The sequence below is a fragment of the Lactobacillus sp. B4007 genome, from assembly GCF_026535895.1.
Classification (GTDB): Bacteria; Bacillota; Bacilli; order Lactobacillales; family Lactobacillaceae; genus Lactobacillus; species Lactobacillus panisapium.
Genome location: NZ_JAFNPA010000001.1, coordinates 548,378 through 569,295 on the forward strand (window position 1 = coordinate 548,378; position 20,918 = coordinate 569,295).

Below are 20,918 nucleotides of genomic sequence, written 5' to 3' on the forward strand. Positions count from 1 at the left end.
ATAATATTGTAGCAGGTTATCCACAGAATGCAACCCTTTTTGCTTACTTTTCCACATTTTTTTGCTTAACTTGTGAATTATTCCTTTTTTAACTAAAAAACCTTGATAAATCAACTTTATTGTTGTTATCAAGGTTTAATAATTATGCTATTTTTGATATAAATTCATGTGTTCAGCCAAATATTTGGCGGTTAAACTATCCTTTTTGTGCGATATATCCACAGGCTGCCCACATGCAACAATTTTTCCTCCCTGCAATCCACCGCGTGGACCCATGTCAATCATATAATCACTATTAGCCATAATATCCAGATCATGAGTAATCGTGATAATCGTTGCCTTCTGCTTCAGTAATTTTTGAAAAACAGCTAGCAAGGTTCTAACATCGTGTGGATGAAGACCAACTGTTGGCTCATCAAAGACAAAGAGACTGCCTTTTTGCCGCCGGTGGAGATGACTAGTCAATTTTAGCCGCTGTGCTTCTCCGCCTGACAACGCAGGTGTTGATTCACCTAAATGCAGGTATCCTAGCCCCATATCATGCAAAGTAGTAATTGTTTTTTCAATCTTAGGCTCATCCCTGAATAACTGTTCTTTCAAAGCATCGTCAACCGAATAATCAAGCACGTCTGCAATACTCAGTCCATGCCATTTTACACGCAAGACGTCTTGGTTAAACCGGTGACCGCCACAAACCGAACAAGTCTCAACCATATCGGGCAAATACTGAATATCAAGTGAAATCGCTCCGGTACCACCACATGCCGGACACGCACCTTCTTTATTATTGTAGGAAAAATGCCCTGCCTTATACTTTAGCTTTTGAGCTAACGGCTGGCGGGCAAATAATTTGCGCAAATTATCCATAATATCAGTATAAGTAGCAACCGTAGAACGCTGATTTTTGCCAACCGGCGAGGAATCAACGCTAATAACGTTTTTGATTCCGCCGCTAGTCAAATCTTTTACCCAGCTTGGACCATCTACCTGTTTTTCTTGCGCCTTTAATGCGGGAATGAGCGAATCAAGAATTAACGTTGTTTTGCCTGCTCCAGAAAAACCCGTAACTGCAGTCAACCGCCCAACCGGAATTTGCGTGTGAACATTTTGTAAATTAAAGCGGCCTTTGACAGTAAACTTAATTGTGCCTTCACTAAAAATCTTCTTTGCATCCACCTGCGGCCGCACATAGAGCGGAGCTGTTCCTTTTAAATACGGACCAATTAGAGATTCTGGCTTCTGCGCAATTTCTTTTGGCGAACCTTCAGCAATTATTTGACCGCCCTGCGAACCTGATCCCGGACCAATTTCAATAATCCAGTCAGCAGCACTTATAATTGAAGTTTCATGATCAACGACGACTAATGAATTGCCTTGATTGACCAGTTCGTGAAAAACCTCAATTAACCCAGCAACATTATCTGGGTGCAGTCCCACAGATGGTTCATCCAGCACATAAAGTACTCCTGTAGTTTCTGTCCGCAAGGTGCGCCCCAATTGAATTCGCTGCAATTCACCAGTTGAAAGACTATTAGCCTGACGAGCTAAGCTCAAGTAATCTAACCCTAATTTTAGTAGGGGCTTAACCTGATGCAGCAATTCACCCGTCAGATTTTGCGCTAAAGCTTGCATATCATCTGGCAGCCAGGCTGCGATTTCTTTCATATAATCGTCAAGTTCACCAAGCGTAAGTTGTTCTGCTTCAACAATATTTTTTCCAGCTACCAATTGACTCCAGCGACTTGGGTCAATCCGGTGCCCATGACAGCGCGGACAGGTTTTAAAACGGTAAAAAGAATTAATCCGTTCCAGTCCACGCTCTGATTTCGTAGTTTTGCGTGAATTAGCCACAGCATTATAGGCATTTTCATATAAGGCATCGAGATGATAAACTCGGCCCGTTGAAGTAGGCAAATCCACCGGCACCTTACGTTCCTTGCCGTGTAAAACAATTTCCTTTTCTGCTTTAGTCAAGTCCTTGTACGGTACGTCTGTCCGGACACCAAGTTCACGGGCGATTCGCCACATCCAATTGCGACCCGGAATCTGCCAGGTCGCCACGGCACCATTTTCTAGAGTCAGTTCTTCGTTAGCAATAATCTTACTATCATCAATTTGTTCTACTGTTCCTAAACCTTGGCATTTTTTACATGCGCCATCGGAATTAAAGGCAAAATCTTCTGCACTAAAAGCATAGAATTGTTCGCCACAAGTTGGGCAAGTGAGGCGCCCCATTGCCTCACCGGTTAAATCCATCGCTTCAGCAATCTTGATTGTTGGCGCCATCCGGTGGCCATTGGGACAAACTGGCGAACCTAACCGGGAAAAAATTAGCCGTAAAACATTGAAAACTTCTGTTACCGTGCCAACGGTTGACCGGACGCCCGGAATACTCGGCCGCTGGCGCAAGGCTAATGCCGAAGGGATGTGCTTTACCTCATCGACTTGTGCCCGCCCGACCTGACTTATTCGCCTTTTAGTGTAAGCCGCCAGCGAATCAAGGTAGCGCCGGGCACCTTCAGAATACAGAATACCCATTGCTAAACTAGATTTACCCGAACCACTTAAACCTGATATTGCCACAAATCGGTGCAATGGAATGGCCACATTGATATTTTTTAAATTGTTGACCCTGCCACCAATAACTTCGATTTTAGTCGGCTGTTCTTGATATTTCATGTATTACGATCCTTTCTTCTTGGTTTCAGCTGTTTTCCCGGCTTAACTGGTCGATCTGGTTTTCTCAGTAAGTATTCCCGAATTGCCTGGATAACCTGCTTATTTTGCGGTAAATCCGAGTGGTCGGCTTTCTCGCCGGTTACGGTCATCGCTGTATAAGACTTTACCTGATTTTGAAAAATAAACTTACCCGCAGCAACGCTTGTTTCTGGTACAATGCCGTCTGATTCGTAGCTTTTACCACCAGATAATGAATAAACCTTAAGGTTTTTAGGCAAAGCGGAACGCTTTTTAATAAAATCAGCTAACATTTGTGTGCGATTCTTGATATTGCTCTCAGTAAAATTATACGGCGTCCCCAATGTCATTAGCCGCTTCATTTTTGTGTCACTTGCATACTGTGCATAATAATGCTCCAGCCAATATGTCCAAATCAGCCCACCGTTTGAATGACCAAAGGCCTTAAAATTATTAAACTTGTAATTTTGCATTAATGAGTCAAACGCAATATCCAACCAATAGGCTTGTTTCTTGATATTGGCATAACCATCCTTATTATTAGCAAAACCAATAATGATGATCGGTTCTAAATCATTTTTCCCAATTGAACCACTGTATGACAGTTTTGCTTCACGTGAAACAGTAACTTTGAGCACACTATGCTGATTCATGGTTGTTTTATTCAGTTGGTCAATCAAATCATTAAAGCGCTCGGTCGTTGCACTCGATCCCGGCACCATGATTACCGGTGAAAGCAGTGAGCGACTGCGTTCGGCTCGGGCTTTATTATCCCTTTTCATCCAAAAATAACTGGGGATGGCGAGGACAACCATGAGTGTAATTAACAAAATCAACCATTTTAAATTAGGATTTTTGTGCAAACGCATTGCTGCTGCCCCCTTTACTCAACTTTAGTTTTAATTCTACTCTTTCATTTATCCTGATAAACGGCCACATTAAGCATAAGTCTAGGGCGAAAAGCACCATCACAAACAAAAGAGCCGTCCAGTTGCCGTTAGTGCCAAAAAATGAAATTAATAGTCCCGGAGTTCCCTTTAAAATAGGATATACACACACAGGAATAATCCGCAATGTGATTGCACCTGCGGCTAAAGTCATGTTAATTAATGGAATTAAAATACTTGGTAAAATAAAAACAGGATTAAGAATAATTGGCAGGCCAGCCGCAAAGCCTAAACTTGACCCAAAAGCTGCTGGGATTAAATTCAGCCGTGCAATTGCGCCGATTTCCTTGTTTCCGTGCCGCAGTAGCAGTAAAACAATCACCGCTAAAATGACACTCGCACCGCCCATCGTACCGTAAGCCTTAATTAACGAGCTACCTAAGTACTTGTAGGGCACATTCCACGAACTACCGTGCTGAAACGCATATGTCAGATTTTCAGCGGTGTAAGCATTATTTACCGTGCCAGCAAAAGCATGTAAGGGGTAGCCGATCCCCAACCAGTTTAGAAAAGTTACTATTAATGATAAGAATAAGACTTCTAACAGGTTGTTCGTGGTTTGCAGCCGGCTGACCAATTCGTTAAAACTAGCAGAATTGAGTAATTTGATTTGTAATTCATAAATAATAATCCCGAGCACCACTCCCAAAGCGAGTGAAACAAAAAAGGGCAACACTGCGTCCCAAGCACGATGCTGAATCCACTTTGTGCTTTCATTTTCTACTGGCACATAATTTTTTCCTAGTAAATGAAACACCTGTCCAACACAAAAACCAACAATTAACGCACTAAATACGGCATTAATTTGCAACAGGCTGATTGTGAATGATACTTGATTGCCGTGGCCACTGTTAGAGGCATATGAACAAAAGAGCATAATTAAAACGGAAGTCATTCCTGACATTGTTGAATCTTTATGGTAGATTCTAGCGGTATAACGCGCCATAAAATAGCTGGCATAAACGCCAAATACCCCAAACGTTATTTCAATCATGCCGCGACAAACAAATGAACCCGCATACCAAATATGATCAGACATGATTTTATCAAGACTAAAAATGTTATAAATCAGGCCATCTGGAGAAAAGACCAAATCATTTAACAGATTGAAAAAAGCACCAATAACAGCAATTGGCATTAGCATCACTAAGGTTCTTTGCGCTGCTCGCAAAAAAGTCCATTGCCTAATTCGCAAAACAGACTTTGTAAGTATATTTAACATTGTTCAAGCCCTTACTTTATACAGTATTTGGAATAAAATACTACTCCAATTATTCACTACCAGCAATTTTTTTATTTGAAATATAAATTTATTCCTTTCTGGCCGCCCTGATACGTGAAAATGTTATAATAGAAGCGGTTATTGGAAGGTGGGAAAATGAGCAGGAAAAAAATTGAACTGAATGAAAAAGTAGAAAAACTGGCAGAAAAGTATCTCCAACTAACTAGAACTGATTTAGATGACCTAACCAATACTGCTTTAAAGGCTTATCTTATTGATCATTTAAATTCCAACCAAATTAAAGAAGCGCTAAAAGATACTGATGACATAAGCTCCGAATATACCGGAAAATTGTTTAATATTGATGATTTAAACAAATTTTAGCTAAGCATTTAAACAAACTAAAAAGGACAGGCTGATTAATGAACCTGTCCTTTATTTTGTTTATTTATTAAATTATTGTCTAAATTGATCACCGGCCAGATTACGGTAGAAGTTTGCCTTGGTCGTTTGCTCATATGGAATAAGCCAAATAAAGCCGATTCCTAGAGTAAGCGATGCAAGAATTGCCCAGCCAATGAAACTGAGATCAAGTACAAATAATTCCCACTTGTGTCCGTTCATCAGCCGCCTACTTTCTGTAATACCGGTAGTTGCATGAACTTCATGACCACTATCAACCAGATCACTAACAATATAAGGCGTCATTGCATAAGAATAAGACTTAATGAGGCCGGGAATGACTAACAGTAATGACCACAAAAATTGAAAAATATTGCTTAAAAGATAATTAATTAGTTCCGGAATAAACCGATTATCGGTAAAAACCGAAAAAATAGAGCGCCAAAAATTAAACTTGCGACCTTCAGTAAAAGCTAAAAAGGTAATAACCATACTCAGCATAAAGAAACCGCTAAGAAATCCAGTTCCGCTATTGCCAAGTAGTCTTCCAGCCCAAATTCCCGGATTAAACACTGATTCTGGGTGGCTACTTCCCATTACCTCATTCATATCATTCACTGTTTTAAGTGTAGCATTAATACTTGGCCCAAATAAAATAGCATTTATTATTACAAGCACTAGGCTAACGCAAGCCGCCCAGACCCAATTACCATGCAGCTGACTTTTAGCTTCAGCTTTTAATTCAGCTCTTGTCATATTGATCTCCTTTATATACTCCTATTTAAATACATACTACTATTTTAAAGTACATAAATGCAAAGAAAATACAAAAAGCCTAGTCCCACCAACAATCGGAACTAAGCTCACACAGTGTTTGTGCCACCATTACTGACCACATATAGAAATTTACATTTTCGCTACCGGAGAAAATGAGTTCTTTCCCTATGGCGGCACAACAAAATTTTAGCATGCAATTTACTAAAAAACAAGGTACAACCAATTATATTTTCACTACTTACCGTGTTTCTTCAATAACTGCAACATAATTTTATCAATTCGATCTTTCAAAACCACAAATTCGCCCTTCCGCGTCTTATTGGCCTGAATAATAATCATGGTCTTCGCCGTCTTCGTGCTGCGCATGAAGGTGTAGTAGCCTTCTCCTGCCCCATTAGCCGTCTTTAGCCCTAAACTGGCGTCGTTATAAAAACCACCATTATAATAATATGGTGGACGCGCCCGGTAGAGTTCTCGCCGGCTCTTTTTACTGAGCAGGCTGCCGGCCAGAATATAATTCATTACCTTGGCTAAATCATGATTTGACATCACGACTGACCCGGCACCCAATTCATCATGCGCGGCTTGCAGCGCCTTTTTGTGCTTGACCACATCATAGCGCCCGCCGCGGTAAATCATGCCCGGTACCAAGCGGCTGGCAATAATCTTACCCGGCTTGGACCATAAAAACTCCGTCTGTTTTAACTGCAGCGGCTCAACGTATGTTGCCCGGAAAAGCTGCTCATAGCTTTGACCGGTTACCTGCGTCATTATTCCGCACAAGTATACATAATTAAGCGAGCTGTAATACCATTTGCCCAACATCTTCGGCTTAAACACCGTCTTTTTCACATCGCAGGCTAGATTATCCTGGTCAGAGACAAAGTGCCGCCGGCCTAACCGAGCACCTGGCTTTAACTGCAGCCCGGCCGTCATTGCCAATAAATTTTCAATCGTAATCTTTTTCGCACCCGGTATTGCCGGATAGAACCGCGCTAAGCGCTCATGCAAGCTCAGCTTGCCCTCCTGCACTAGCTTCATGACCATGGCGGCGGTCATTGACTTTTGGACGGAATTAATTAAATAACTAGTGTCAGTAGTATTATTGCTAGCATAATCAAGCAAAACTTTGCCTTTGCTAATAACTAAAACTGAACCCTTGATCCCTAAGGCATCAATTCGCTGGCGCACTATTTTACTTTTAAACGATTGTTTTGCGGCTTTTGCTTAGCTGCGACCTCATAGCGGGCTTTTTGCCACTTCTTGGTATAGAAGTAGTTATGGATGTTGTAGTTGTAGCGGTTATCGGGCTGCGCCATGAACGGCTTAACCGCCTGGTCGACTGCCACCCAGCCGCGCCAGCCCAAGTGAATCGTATCTTCCATGAAGTACTGCTCGCCGCCCCGCTTTGACAAGTCGGTAACCTGGTCAAAGCCTTGGCTGCGCAGCTGGTACTTAATTTTAGCGACTGCCTGCTGGTACATCGTCTGCGATAAGCCGGTATAGTCCGCCCACTTTTGGTTAATTGGCGGAATGATGAACAAGACATTGGTGTGCTGCTTGGCAAACTGGTGCAACATCAGCTCAAAATCGCTGTATTCGACCGACCTGGTATAATCAAAGTTTTTCTGACTGTCCTTTAATTTAGCCAGGTTACGCTTATTCAGCCGCATCTTAAAGAAACGGTTGTTAATCCCAAACTCATTGGAATTAGTATGAATTGCCGCTTGCTGGCTGGCAACTCGGTCCAGTGCCTTGGCCGAGTCAGTTGCTGGCAGCAGCTTGGCCTGACCATTTATTTTGGGCAGGCGGTCGCGCAATTGGAAGGTACTGAAAAACTTGTCTTCATTATTAAGCATGCGCCGCTGATTTTCGAGGTAGAAACGCTGCACGCTTGACAAGGGCTGGCCGCTGGCTGCTTTTTTCATGCCGGCTTTGACCATGCCCTTGACTTCCGGCATTGCCAAGAAGCGCTGGGCAGCGTAGCGGCTGGCGCGGTTGCTTTTCTTGAGGTCTAACAAGAAGTTGCAGGCCTGCAGCGGTGAATAATACAGCGCAAACGCATCCGGGTTTTGCCCCATTTTCGTAAACCATTGCGGTGACACAATCACGACGGCTTTTTTATTTTTTAGCTGCTTGGCCGTTCCCTGCATGCCCAAAAATTGGGCTAGCGACTGGCTGCCCGGCCCGCCTAGTAAAAACGGCCGGTAATTGCGGTGATATTTTTGGGCCAACACGCTAGGGTGCAGCGGATCAAGCCGGGACAACTCGCTAGAGCCGTAAAAGGGCACGTAGTCGTCCTTAAAGGCATCCTGCTTCATCAAGGAACCCTTAAAAACCGTGGTCGTCTGCGAATTGGCCGCCTGATAAATAGCGTCCTGCGAAAAGGTCCGCTCCCAAGGCAACAAAAAAATTACCAGCAATAAGATAAAAGCGCAAAGAACTGGGCCAAAAATTTGCCACAGCCGGCGTTTGTTACTCATTTTTTAAACTTTCCACCTTTGCCACAATCTTGCTGGGCGTATTCCATTCGTTCCGGTCAAATTCGGAAACCGGCACATCGATCGCAAATTTTTCCTGCAGGTTCAATAACATCTGCACGCTGGCCATGGAGTCCATTAGCCCGTTGGCAAAAATATCTTCATCCATCTTACCGGCTAAGTCTTCTCCGGTTAAATCTTGTAAAATTGCTAAAACTTCTTCTTTAATATCCATGATTAAACCTCTTAAATAATTCTATTGCCTGTTTAAGCTACTTCCAGCCAAACCAGAGCTGGCTGAGAAAACCTGAAAAAATCAGGAAACTGAAACAAACGACGTTAAAGGTGACGAAAATTGCCAGCCACTTGGTGTACTTGTTAGCCGGCAGCTTGTCCTGATGCTTCTTTTTAAACCTGAGCCAGCAGTCATTAACAATGATGGCGCAGGCATGGAACAAGCCGTAAACAATGTAATACCAGCTTAGCCCGTGCCAAAAGCCCATCACTAAAAACAAGAGCAGGTAGGCTGCCTGCGACAGGCGCACCGGGTTTTTAAACAGCTTTTTCTTCATTGCGAAGAAGGTAAACCGCATGTAGATGTAATCCCTAAACCAAAACGACAGCGTCATGTGCCACCGGTTCCAGAATTCCTTGATATTCTGCGAAATAAACGGCTTGTTAAAGTTCATTGGCGTGTGAATGCCCATGAAGTAGGAAATTGCCACGGCAAACAATGAATAGCCCGCAAAATCAAAGAACAGGTACATGCTGTAACAGTACATGTAAGCCAGCAGCCACCACGATAATTTCAGGCCGCCGTTAGCGGTACCGGCAATTAAAGCTGCCCGCTCAATTTTAGGCAGCCAGTAAGTGCCAAAGAACCAGCCCAAGATAAATTTATACAAAAAACCTTGGAACAAGTAACGCGTGGCTAAGCCTAAATCCGTCAGATAAGCTGTCCGTTTAGGGGCAGCGTCGCATTCTTTGGCAAAGCGCCGGTAACGGTCGATGGGCCCCGAAGAAATCGTCGGGAAAAACAGCAAAAAGCGCAAGTAAGTGACCAAATCAATTTCCTTAATCGCCCCATCGCGGACTTCCATGATGACCTGCACGGTTTTGAAAGTGATGTACGAAATCCCCAGAAAGGCCAAGACTCCCGGTATTTTAGCCTGGGGAAAGGCCGTTTGGACTTTTACCAAAATCAGGGGCACAATCGCTAGGAAAACTGCTAGGTAAAAGACCCACGTTTTGTTGGCCCGGTTTTTACGATAATACAGGTAACAATAAGTCAGCAGCAGCTCAAGCAATAAGTATATTAGTAGGCTGACGCCCTGCTGCCACTTATCCCCGTCAAAAATTAGGAAGAGAAAGACCAGCGAAAAAGCTATTTCATATAACTTAAAGCGGTGGCCATAATACAGACCCAAAATAATTGGTATTAAGCCAATCATTAGGAAAACAAAGTAGTGTGGATTCCCATAAGGCTGCAGATTAATCAAATTAAAATGCACTACTCGTTAACCTCCTTAATAACGGCCTTGATGTCAACCTTGCCGTTTTGCGAAATCGGTAATTGGTCCCGGTAGACAAATCGCTGCGGAATCATGTACGGCATCAGGTTCTGGGCCAGATCAGCCCGAATCAGCTGCGTAATTTCGTCTTCGCTATAGCGCTTTTTGACGCCGTCTTTTAGTTCGATTTCCGCCACAATTTGCTTGACCGTGTGGTCGCTGCCATATTTAGGCGCAGCCACGCCGTGGGCAACAAACTTATTTTTACCTAAATAATAGTTGATTTCTTCTAATTCGATCCGGTAGCCGTTGAATTTGATTTGGAAATCAATCCGGCCCCGGTAAAAGAGCAAGTCGCCAGCAAAGAACCCTTCATCGCCGGAGCGATGGCTCGGGTACTGCTCGGACGGCGCTTGGAAGAAAGCCTTCGCCGTTTTTTCCGGGTTATTGAGGTAGCCCTTGGAAGTGCTGGGCCCGGTAATGATAATCTCGCCTTGCCCCGGCTGATCGCCCTTAGTTTTGTCAATCGTGATTTGGGTATCTTCTTTTACCCGCCCGATTGGCAGACGGTCATAGTTAGCTAAGACTTCCGGCGTAATTTCCACCTGCGTCACCGCCACCGTGGTTTCGGTGGGGCCATAGGTGTTGAAAATCTTGGCCTGCGGGAACTTCTTTTGGAGCAGCTCCGCCTCGTTATGCGGCAATTCTTCGCCGCAAAAGAGAAAGTGCGTCAGGTCAGGATGATGCTCGCCCTTAAAGGTCTTGTCCAAAAAGCACATCTGGGCAAATGACGGCGTCGACACCCAAACGTTAAACTGCAATTGCGGCAGCGTTTGGAAAAGCTGCGCAAAGTTTTCCGTCACTTCGTGTGGCAGAACGACCAGCTTGCCTGCTCCCACTAAAGCCGGGTACAAGCTCATGACCGACAGGTCAAACGAATACGGCGCTTGGGCCAGAAAACTAGGGTGTGCTGGCAAAGCAAAGTCGCTCATCTCCCAGTTGACAAAACTCAAGAGGTTGTTGTGACTGATCTGCACGCCCTTGGGCTTGCCGCTGGTGCCCGAAGTAAAGATAATGTAGAAATTATCATCGCCCTGTACAAAATTGGCCGGATCAACTGCACTAGTCGCAGTGCCCACCTCTTCAGGGCGGATAATCTGCAAGTCAGGTAAAGCAATTGCCGGCAGCTCTTCAATCGCAATGATTGCTTCGGCTGCAGCTACTTCTTGAATCAGCACAATTCTTTCGGCATTCGAATAGCTGGCAATCGGGATATAAGCGTGACCAGCTTTAACACAGCCGAGAAAGCTGGCAATCATGTCAAAAGTCTGCCCGCCCCAAATCATAATCGGGCTGCCCGGACTGAGATTAAGGCCCATAATGTAGCTAGCCCAAGCATCGGAACGCTTTTTCAAGTCGCCGTAAGTGTTAGTTTGGCCCAGAAAGTCATAGGCAATCCGGTCTGGCTCAGCCAGCGCAATCTGATCAATTTTCTTGATAATATTTTTAATCATTGTTGTACCACCTTAAAATTCATTGTAAATAAAGTGAACCGAGGTTAGGCCGCTATATTGATACAAATAGATTAATGCTATTAAAATAGCGCAATAAATAATTGTCGTGAGCATAAACTTGCCAACACGTTTAGCACGTGAAGGAGTTTGATCTTTTTTAACCATATTCTTCATATCTCTTTCAATATCAACAAATATACTATCGAACATAGTACTACTGTTCCTGATTAACCAAAGATTTTTTGCTATTCTTTTACCAAATTTAAATATTTTATTAACAATTTCAAAGTTTCTCCAGCTTACGGCTGGCACTATAAGCGAAATAAAGCGGTATCAAAATAATAAATGGCATAAAAAGAAACGAAAATACCATCAGTATTAAAATTTTTTCCGGCTTATGCCACATTTCACTTTCAGCGGTTGTTAAAACAAAAACAGCAAAGATAACTATAGTAGCTATTTCCAATAAACAGATGATTGCTAAATCTTTTGCGCCTACCATTCGATAAACAAATAGCCACATTGATGCTGGCAATAAACAAAACCACCCAGAAAAACGAAGCCAAAAAGTTATTTTTTTCCGAAATTTTTCTTGTTCCATTTTTCTCCTTACATTCAAAAAACCTTGATATAAAAACAATATCTCTAATTATATCAATGTAGTCTTTAACAGACAATTTTTTCATTATTCAAAAATTTACTTTATTTTAGCTTTCGTCATACTTTTTTCACATTTACTTTGTATACTAAGGTTGTGACATGATATGAGACAGTCTTATATCATGTCACACTCAACTTTTTGTTTTTCATTCATACTCCTCCAAGTATAAATAATGAAAAAACCGAAATGACTTTAAGGGTCATTTTCATATCTATCCCTTTCGACTCACGTGTATTACGTGGGTTTTTCTATGCCTTTAAAACTTCTAAAGGAATTCTTTACACTTTTATAAGGGATTTTCTAACTTTACTTCAGAATTAACGTTTATTATTACTAACTGTAGTAAGCGAAAAAGCTTGCTACATACTCCCACTTTTTATTTCATTCATTCTTACTCCTTCAAAGTAGATGAAAACTAACAAGGCTCGCAAATGTTGCGAGCCTTTTTCCTTTGTTATAGGATAAGCATATTGATGTATACACTTACAAATGAAAGGTCTATTAGATGTTTTCCCCCTCCATTCAACACTTATTAGAAGAAAAATCTGGTTCATTTATCATTCCGGCTACAAGAATAGCATTTGTTGAAGATGATAATCCCCTTTACCATGCCTTTTTAATTTTGACGAAAGTCAAATATTCGAAAATTCCTGTACTTGACCGCAAAAGTCGTGTCGTTGGTCTACTTAGTCTAGCCATGATTACTGATAAAATGATGACAACTGATAGCATTACACTTGAGCCATTAAATCAACTAAAAGTGCGCGACGTTATGCAAACCGAGTTTGATAAAATCAACTTTGCGCAGACGACTTTGGAAACTCAGCTGCATTTACTAGTTGATAACGCGTTTTTACCAGTAATCGATGATTATGGTGTCTTCCAAGGGTTACTAACAAGACGTGAGTGGATCAAAGCATTTAACTACGTGGCTCATAATTTTGAGCAAAAGTACGAAGTTCTGCCAAAAAAAATAACAATAAATAAAAAATAACATCCGTTATTACTTTTTTACCACTTTTTTTAAGAGCATTTTTTAACGATTAGCTGAAATATGTACTATAATGACCTTAATGGGGATATAGTATTACTACCGCTTGTCTATATTTTATGCATATTAGTATACTGTTTATCGTCATATCTCTTGATATGCATTTTTAAATATATACTAAAACATAATTAGTTGCAGCAAAAAGTTGGCGCTTAGCGTTTAATAATTAAATAAATTTGATTGGAACAAAAAAGAAAGCAGGATTTTTTCCTTTTTATTAGTCAGAATGGAAGATACTAAGATGACAAATAAAACAATTTCTGAGCAATTAGAATTTTTAGTCCAAGCGATTATTAAGGATTGGACATATCCTGGGGGACAGGAATTAACTTTAAAGCAGCGGCAAGATTTAGTTGCTCAATTAAAAAAGATTGCCCATGATTCAGATGATTTAAATGAAGCTAGAGTAATTACTGATGCTTTTTATAAAGATAAAGTCGTTAAGCATTTCAGGTCGATGGATACAAACTTTTCATGGATTTTTGAAATTATACAACATGAATTAGTTTCGGCGAGTCGGTTGCAAAAGTTGCTACTAGATTTAGCTCGTGAAGAACATTTTTCAGATGAAGGAATTAAAAAAATTAATCATTATTTTGCGGAATCATCTGATCACGGCGACAACGACAACTTTATTACTTTGTCTTCGTCAGATGTCATTGATTCAATAAGCCGTGCTAAGACATTTCAAGTTGATCATACCGCTAAAAAAGATAGTGATACTAAAACACCGGTATCGGAAAAGACGCAAATTAATATTGATGCGGATGTAAGCGAACCCAAAGGTCACACAGGCAATATTATTAATTTAAAAGATTATTGAAGAAAACGAAAGTTAAGTCATTTAATACTGTTAGCTCTGTTTCCATTCAAATTTATTTGGACGGTAGCTTTCACCAGAGCAGAGTATGTTAGATTTAACTTTCTTTTTTTGCATTTTTTAGCTTGACTAAAATTTTTGATCTAATTTAGACTTATTCTAATTAAAATAAGTAATTTAGTGTTAAAATTGGAAGCAAATAATTTTATTTTAGTCACTGGAGGAAACAGACAATGAGTTTAAGACGGCAATGGAAGTTTATTCTTGTACTGGTAATTGGTGCAATTGGCCTTATTTGCCAATTTGGCTTTCACACCAAAAGCTTGTTTCAAATCGGTAACTTGCAGTTCCCGATTCAAGCAATATTAATTGATGTTGTGGGCATCATGATGACAATTTCATTATTAGGTGAAATTGTCAGTGATTTTAAATCTGGCCGTTACGGCGTTGACATCTTGGCAGTTATCGCAGTTATTTCAACTATTTTAATTGGAGATATCTGGGCAGAATGGATGATTCTAGTCATGATGACGGGTGGACAAACATTGGAAGATTATGCCACCGGCCAAGCCGACAAAGAATTAAGATCTCTTCTCAGCAATTCACCCACAATCGCTAATAAAATAGTTAACAGCGAATTAGTGTCAGTTAAAGTAGAAGATTTAAACATTAACGATCACGTTTTGATTAAACCGGGCGAACAGGTTCCGGTAGACGGAAAAGTGGTCAGTGGAGAATCAAGTTTCGACCAGTCCTCATTAACTGGCGAATCAGTGCCAGTGCACAAAAATATTGGTGATGAATTAATGTCTGGCTCGATTAACGGTAGCGTAGCGGTGGAAATGGTTGTCACAAAGAAGGCGAGCGATTCTGAGTACCAAACTATTGTTTCATTAGTTGAATCATCACAAGCCAAACCGGCAAAATTTGTTAAAATGGCTGATCGCTACGCTGTTCCCTTTACTATCATTTCCCTAGTAATCGGAATTGCTGCCTGGATTCATTCAGGTAATCCAATTAATTTCGCTGAAGTTATGGTAGTCGCTTCCCCTTGCCCGCTTTTAATTGCTGCACCGGTGGCTCTTGTTTCGGGCATGAGTTCAATGTCAAAACATCATATTATTGTTAAATCCGGTCCAACACTTGAAAAATTGGCTACGGCCAAGACCTTTGCTTTTGATAAAACTGGTACTTTGACTGAAAACCAATTGGTAATCGATGAGATTGTGCCTGCCAAAGGAACTTCTTTTAGCCAAGAACTACTATTAAGCTATGCTACAAGTGTTGAACAACAATCCAGCCATATTATTGCCAACTCTCTAGTTGATGTGACTGATAAAAAATTATTGAAACCTGCTACCGATATTAAGGAAACAACTAGCCAGGGAATCAGTGGGATCGTTGAAAATCACTTAGTTAAAGTGGGCAAAATGAGCTTTGTGACTGAAGAAAAAGCAGCTTCATCAGTTAACTCAACGGCAATTTATATTTCAGTTGATAACCAGTACGCTGGTTACATTACTTTTAAAGATCAGGTACGACCAGAAAGCCAGCAAACTATTGCTCGGTTAAAGCGGCAAAGTGGGGCTCACATCATGATGTTAACGGGTGACCACCAGGATGTAGCTGAAAAAATTGGTAAAACAGTTGGCGTGAACGATATTCGTTATAATTTATTACCCGCACAAAAAATTGAAGCAATTAAACAAGTGCCAAAAGAAAAGCGTCCAGTTGTCATGACTGGTGACGGCATCAATGATGCGCCAAGTTTGACTGCTGCTGATGTTGGTATCGCCATGGGTGCTAAGGGGGCTTCTGCCGCTAGTGAAAGTGCTGATGCAATCATCATGGTTAATGATTTATCTAAAATTAATGATGCTGTAGCAATTTCTAAGCATACAATGAAGGTGGCAAATGTTGATGTTTTAACTGCTATTACAATCGTGGTTATCATCGAATTAATCGCCTTTACCGGAGTTATTCCAGCTTTCTGGGGGGCAATTTTACAAGAAGTTGTTGATATGATTTCCATCAGCTTGGCTCTTTTAGCCAAAACTACCCCGAAAAATCCAGCCCAAACAGGTATCGCAGAACCACAAAAATAATTTACCTACAAAAAGAACCTTGTAAACCATTTGGTGTTCAAGGTTCTTTTTTTCTATTACAAAGTGGTGTTGTTACACATGAAACCATCTTGCTATTCTTTAGTCATCTACCCTAATCAAAAGCAACTTATATAAAGCCTAGCGAGTTAAACAGCACATGAGTAATAACCGAATACCGCAAATCCTTTGTTTGAATATAAACCCAGGCCAAAATGCACCCCAAAAGCCAATAGATCAAAATAAATTTAGTTAAGCCAGGATCATGTGCAAAGCCAAAAACAAAACCGCTGGCCAATATCCCGACCCATTTATTGAAATTAGTATTATCAGAGAAAAACATATTAAAAAATAGCCCACGAAAGATAGTTTCTTCAAAAACTGGTGCAATAACCGTAATCATCGGGATAAAAAAGCTACCGGCGTGTTTTGAAATGGCATTAAGATCAGCCTGATTAGTTGAAGTAGTATTAACCCCAATATGAAGGATTAGTATCAATGCGATTTCTGATAGAAGCATTACAAATGCAGCTACTACAGCGAGCAATAATCTATTAGTTGACCAATGCGGTTTTTCGTTAAACTGCCAGTCATTTTTTCTATTCAGCTGCCCACGGTAATATTGCAATAAAATAAAAAGGATTACTAAGGTTACTATGAGTGTTAATGCTAAATAAATACCAGTATTCAGATGATAATTTTTAATTATTTTATTCGGAAAAAAATAAAATTGTTCAACCACTCCGTACATGACAAAGGCTAAAATGATGACAATTATATTTCCTAGGAAATAAATGGTTTTTTTCATTTTGACTTTTCCTTTAAAGTAACAGCCAATAAGTTAGATGATTTATTTATTATGGACGTTATTATCTCCACGTGCAAGTTTCAAGTGGTAATTACCCGTCGGCGCTAATTATTCCCTAGGAAATAATTAGCTTTATCAAAGATAACCACTTTTATAACGCTAATTCCATTTAATCTGTGCAGGCTTTATTTGCTATTACTTTTCTCTTCTTTCTACTATAATAGAATTAGTCTTTTTACTGACGGAGGAAATTATGAACAATCTTTTTCAATTTTTCAGCCAAAATAGGCCATTTATTTATTTGTCACTAATAATGTTGGCGTCTTTTCTTGTTTTCTTAATTTCTTGGCTAAAGGAACCACGTAGATTGCTAAACGGGATTCTTTTTACAGTTTTTCTGTTAATGTTTGGCATCTGGCTAACCGTAGCAATTTTATCTACTAGTTTAAGGCCGCTAATTCTGTCCTATGAAATACTACTAGTTCTTTTCATTGGTGCAATTACCCTTATTGTCACTTTTTCTTGGCTATTCTTTCTATGGAATGCCTATTTTGTTTGGAAACGAGAGACGCACACTCTGTCAAATCTCTTAACCCTATTTATCGGTATTGCCATTCTGGTCTCCTGGATTGTAGCTTTAGTTGGTCCGTTTAATAACTTTCCTTCCTGGGCAAAAACACTGCTATACACACCAATAGCTATCATTGATTATCTATTGTTTGTGGCTTATAATTTTTTGGTTAATTTAACGCTTTACCAAATTGTTCCGCGACAATATAATCAGGATTACCTAATTGTTCTCGGTGCTGGTTTAGCCAAGGGTAATACTGTTACTCCTTTATTAGCAAGTCGTATCAATCGTGCTATCCAGTATGCGCAAAAGCAAGTTGCTAAAGGGCGCAAAATGCCTAAATTAATTATGTCAGGGGGCAAAGGTGGCGACGAACAAATTTCTGAAGCCGAAGCAATGTCCCAATATGCTGTTGGCCGTGGAATCAAATCCGATTACATTATTTTAGAGACCCAATCTAAAAACACTTTTCAAAATATGAAGTATTCCGCAGCAGCTGCTTTTAATGACTTCGGTAGTAAAAATTATCGTGCTAAATTTTTCAGTAATAACTATCACATCTTTCGGGCAGCATTATTCGCTAAAAAAGCTGGGCTTAATGCCAATGGTGTGGGAGCCTATACCAGATTTTACTTTCTTCCCAACGCCATAGTAAGAGAATTCGCAGCTATCCTTGTGCTTAACAAAAAGCGTCATCTTATTATTACTTTGTTAATTATTGTTTTCTTTATTATTTATGCCCTTTTGCAATTAACCGGGCTCGCACATTAATCTCGAATTCAACTTTAAGTCCAAAGCATATTTCTAAGAAATATGCTTTTTGTTTTATAAAAACAATTTTTAATTAGCTATTTTATTGCAACAAAGTTAATATATTCTAAACATTAGTAACTAACTTTAGATTTACTTACTTATAAATGTTAAACTGCTCTTTATAATTATTTAATCAAATAATCAAAAGGAAAAGGAAAACAGCAAATGCTTCAATTAAAGAACTTACGCAAGTCTTATCATGTTGGCGACTCTGTGACGCATGCCTTGGATGATGTGTCCATTTCATTTCGAAACCAGGAATTTGTGGCAATACTTGGCCCTAGTGGATCGGGTAAAACGACGATGCTAAACGTTATTGGTGGCCTTGACCGCTATGACAGTGGCGACTTGATTATTAACGGCAAATCAACTAAAAATTTTAAGGAAACCGATTGGGACGCATATCGTAACAATTCCGTCGGCTTTGTTTTTCAGAATTATAATTTAATTTCACACTTATCAATTATCGCAAACGTTGAGTTGGGAATGAACCTATCTGGCGTTCCTGCATCTGAAAGACGCAAACGTGCGATTGACGCCTTAACAGAAGTTGGATTAAAAGATCACATCTCAAAAAATCCTAACCAGTTATCTGGTGGTCAAATGCAACGGGTCGCAATTGCACGTGCACTTGCCAACGATCCTGATATTCTTTTGTGTGACGAGCCCACCGGTGCTTTAGATACTGAAACCTCGGTGCAAATCATGAAGCTAATCAAGAAATTGTCGAAAGACCGACTTGTTGTCATGGTTACTCACAATTCTGACCTAGCTAAAGAGTATGCTTCGCGAATCGTTAATTTTCAAGATGGCAAAATTCTAAATGACTCCAATCCATTTACACCTGACAATGAGAAAGACACGTTTAATTTAAAACGGACAAAAATGTCTTATTGGAATGCTATCAAACTAAGCTTTACCAACATCATGACTAAAAAAGGGCGAACTACTTTAACTGCGTTTGCCTCTAGTATTGGAATCATCTCAATTGCTATCGTCTTGGCGCTGTCCAATGGTTTTCAAAAACAAATTGATACCACAATGAGCAAGGCTTTGGCCAAGTATCCGGTAACAATTACGAAGACTGCAACTGATCTTAATAGTATTAGAGATCGTGACACTGCTAACAAAAATGTTAAAAATCGGGGTTATATCACCGCTAAACAGGACAGACTACAAAAATCTTCCCATGAAAACAAAATTACGCGCGAATACATTAATTATGTGAAAAAAATCAACCCCAAATATGCCAATAATATTTCTTATCAAGTTGGTGTCAGCCTTAATCTGATTGGTAATAATAATGGGCAGATCAAACCCGTTCAGTTTTCACCCCTTCCAGCTGGAACAGCTGCTTCACAAGCATACGAACAGATGCAATCCCAAGCTGCTAGTGTATCCTTTATGGGATCATCAGTTTTCCCAACTTCGCTTGACCAAAGCAAAGGAAACTTCCTTAAAGATAACTACCAACTTCTCTCGGGTACATGGCCTAGCAAGGCAACCGATTTAGTTATGGTAGTGGATAATAAAAATTCGCTTAATCTTAATGTCTTGAAGAATCTTGGCATTAAAATTAAGTCCGGTGAAAAACTAGACTATCACAAGCTAATCGGCAAGGAATTCAAGGTAGTTTCTAACAATAATTATTATCAGGAATTGCCAACTGGCATGTTTGTTCCTAAAAAGCCTGATAAGACAATGTATGATAATAGCAAAATCAAATTACATCTTGTCAGCGTGATTCGACCAAAGAATGAAGATTCAATGGCCCTACTTTCTGAAGGTATTGTCTACAGCGATAAATTAGCTGTTAAAATTATTGATGAGAATCAAAACTCTGCTATCGTCAAAGCTCAGAAAAAGACTTCTCGCAACGTCATGACTGGGCAAAATATGAATGCCACTGTTAAGAAGCAAATGATGCAATCCATCGGGGGCTCTGCTCTTCCTGCAGGGATTATGATCTACCCTAATGATTTTGATTCCAAAGACAAGGTTTTAGATTACCTTGATAAGTGGAATAAGGGTAAAAAGAAGAAAGATCAGATTCTGTACACTGATATGTCGAGCGCAGTTACTTCCATGACTGGTGGTTTACTCAGCGGAATTACAACTGTACTAGTCGCCTTTGCAGCAATTTCGCTTGTAACTTCGATGATTATGATTGGTATTTTAACTTACACATCAGTACTAGAACGAACCAAAGAAATCGGTATTTTAAAGGCTCTTGGAGCAAGAAAGAAAGACATTACCCGTGTGTTTGATGCCGAAACATTTATCTTAGGAATTTTTTCAGGTGTATTAGGTATCGTCATTGCCCAATTGCTTATTTTCCCGATTAATAGCGTCTTATATTCTATGACCGATCTTGCAAATGTCGCACAACTTAATCCAGTTCACGCGCTAATCTTAATAGTTATTTCTACTATTTTAACCGTACTAGGTGGACACTTACCTGCACGAATGGCAGCTAAGAAAGACGCAGCGATTGCTTTAAGAAGTGAATAAAATCGTTAAAAACAATTATTATGTTACATGT

General features: G+C 40.1%; 18 protein-coding genes. 6 read left to right on the forward strand and 12 right to left on the reverse strand.

From position 1 onward, the window contains the following. Positions 1-147 precede the first annotated feature (147 nt). From J3U54_RS02625 to J3U54_RS02635, 3 genes are read right to left on the reverse strand one after another with little or no spacing between them, the layout of a single operon-like run. Positions 148-2,679, reverse strand: coding sequence for an ATP-binding cassette domain-containing protein (locus J3U54_RS02625; RefSeq protein WP_267384961.1), 2,532 nt, complete (start codon positions 2,677-2,679; stop codon positions 148-150). Continuing rightward, complete coding sequence (locus tag J3U54_RS02630; RefSeq protein WP_103752591.1) at positions 2,676-3,566, reverse strand: alpha/beta hydrolase; 891 nt, start codon at positions 3,564-3,566, stop codon at positions 2,676-2,678. The genes J3U54_RS02625 and J3U54_RS02630 overlap by 4 nt, the downstream gene beginning before the upstream one ends. Then, a complete protein-coding gene (locus J3U54_RS02635; protein ID WP_103752592.1) occupies positions 3,544-4,866 on the reverse strand; it encodes a PTS sugar transporter subunit IIC in 1,323 nt (440 codons plus the stop codon). Before J3U54_RS02635 ends, J3U54_RS02630 begins: the two co-directional genes overlap by 23 nt. A 156-nt stretch (positions 4,867-5,022) precedes the next feature. Between J3U54_RS02635 and J3U54_RS02640 the strand changes: the two genes are divergently transcribed. Beyond that, a complete protein-coding gene (locus J3U54_RS02640) occupies positions 5,023-5,250 on the forward strand; it encodes a hypothetical protein (RefSeq protein ID WP_103752593.1) in 228 nt (75 codons plus the stop codon). A 72-nt stretch (positions 5,251-5,322) separates the two neighbouring features. Here the strand turns inward: J3U54_RS02640 and J3U54_RS02645 are convergent, their stop codons facing one another. The 8 genes from J3U54_RS02645 to J3U54_RS02680 form a co-directional block, all read right to left on the reverse strand. Beyond that, positions 5,323-6,024, reverse strand: a complete 702-nt coding sequence (locus J3U54_RS02645; RefSeq protein WP_267384966.1) for a DUF975 family protein — start codon at positions 6,022-6,024, stop codon at positions 5,323-5,325. A gap of 255 nt (positions 6,025-6,279) precedes the next feature. Then, entirely contained in the window at positions 6,280-7,236 is a 957-nt protein-coding gene (locus tag J3U54_RS02650) for a serine hydrolase domain-containing protein (protein ID WP_267384968.1), read from the reverse strand. After that, positions 7,236-8,528, reverse strand: a complete 1,293-nt coding sequence (gene dltD / locus J3U54_RS02655; protein WP_103752596.1) for a D-alanyl-lipoteichoic acid biosynthesis protein DltD — start codon at positions 8,526-8,528, stop codon at positions 7,236-7,238. The genes J3U54_RS02650 and dltD overlap by 1 nt, the downstream gene beginning before the upstream one ends. After that, positions 8,521-8,760 carry a D-alanine--poly(phosphoribitol) ligase subunit DltC gene (gene dltC, locus J3U54_RS02660; RefSeq protein ID WP_103752597.1) on the reverse strand — a complete coding sequence of 80 codons (240 nt, stop codon included), beginning with the start codon at positions 8,758-8,760 and terminating at the stop codon, positions 8,521-8,523. The genes dltD and dltC overlap by 8 nt, the downstream gene beginning before the upstream one ends. 37 nt (positions 8,761-8,797) lie before the next feature. Next, positions 8,798-10,036 (reverse strand): D-alanyl-lipoteichoic acid biosynthesis protein DltB, encoded by a 1,239-nt coding sequence (gene dltB / locus J3U54_RS02665; protein WP_267384970.1) that lies wholly within the window; start codon positions 10,034-10,036, stop codon positions 8,798-8,800. Beyond that, positions 10,036-11,550 carry a D-alanine--poly(phosphoribitol) ligase subunit DltA gene (gene dltA, locus J3U54_RS02670; protein WP_267384971.1) on the reverse strand — a complete coding sequence of 505 codons (1,515 nt, stop codon included), beginning with the start codon at positions 11,548-11,550 and terminating at the stop codon, positions 10,036-10,038. Before dltA ends, dltB begins: the two co-directional genes overlap by 1 nt. Positions 11,551-11,562: 12 nt before the next feature. Beyond that, on the reverse strand, positions 11,563-11,715 hold the full coding sequence (locus J3U54_RS02675; protein WP_103752600.1) for a teichoic acid D-Ala incorporation-associated protein DltX: 153 nt from the start codon (positions 11,713-11,715) through the stop codon (positions 11,563-11,565). Positions 11,716-11,833: 118 nt separating this feature from the next. After that, entirely contained in the window at positions 11,834-12,151 is a 318-nt protein-coding gene (locus J3U54_RS02680; RefSeq protein ID WP_103752601.1) for a hypothetical protein, read from the reverse strand. Between the two features lie 565 nt (positions 12,152-12,716). On the opposite strand from J3U54_RS02680, the gene cbpB reads away from it, so the two are divergent. The 3 genes from cbpB to J3U54_RS02695 all read left to right on the forward strand — a co-directional run bounded on the left by cbpB (position 12,717) and on the right by J3U54_RS02695 (position 16,187). Next, a complete protein-coding gene (gene cbpB, locus J3U54_RS02685) occupies positions 12,717-13,205 on the forward strand; it encodes a cyclic-di-AMP-binding protein CbpB (RefSeq protein WP_220220392.1) in 489 nt (162 codons plus the stop codon). Positions 13,206-13,503: 298 nt separating this feature from the next. Beyond that, positions 13,504-14,085, forward strand: a complete 582-nt coding sequence (locus J3U54_RS02690; RefSeq protein ID WP_267384973.1) for a hypothetical protein — start codon at positions 13,504-13,506, stop codon at positions 14,083-14,085. Between the two features lie 230 nt (positions 14,086-14,315). Further along, entirely contained in the window at positions 14,316-16,187 is a 1,872-nt protein-coding gene (locus J3U54_RS02695) for a heavy metal translocating P-type ATPase (protein WP_267384975.1), read from the forward strand. Positions 16,188-16,314: 127 nt separating this feature from the next. Here J3U54_RS02695 and J3U54_RS02700 read toward each other — a convergent pair whose 3' ends face one another. After that, complete coding sequence (locus tag J3U54_RS02700) at positions 16,315-16,992, reverse strand: CPBP family intramembrane glutamic endopeptidase (RefSeq protein ID WP_267384977.1); 678 nt, start codon at positions 16,990-16,992, stop codon at positions 16,315-16,317. Between the two features lie 250 nt (positions 16,993-17,242). Between J3U54_RS02700 and J3U54_RS02705 the strand changes: the two genes are divergently transcribed. Both J3U54_RS02705 and J3U54_RS02710 read left to right on the forward strand, forming a co-directional pair. Continuing rightward, positions 17,243-18,334: a YdcF family protein gene (locus J3U54_RS02705; protein ID WP_374106542.1), complete on the forward strand. Its 1,092-nt coding sequence runs from the start codon at positions 17,243-17,245 to the stop codon at positions 18,332-18,334. 207 nt (positions 18,335-18,541) lie between these two features. Further along, on the forward strand, positions 18,542-20,887 hold the full coding sequence (locus tag J3U54_RS02710; protein ID WP_103752607.1) for an ABC transporter ATP-binding protein/permease: 2,346 nt from the start codon (positions 18,542-18,544) through the stop codon (positions 20,885-20,887). The last annotated feature ends 31 nt before the right edge of the window (positions 20,888-20,918 follow it).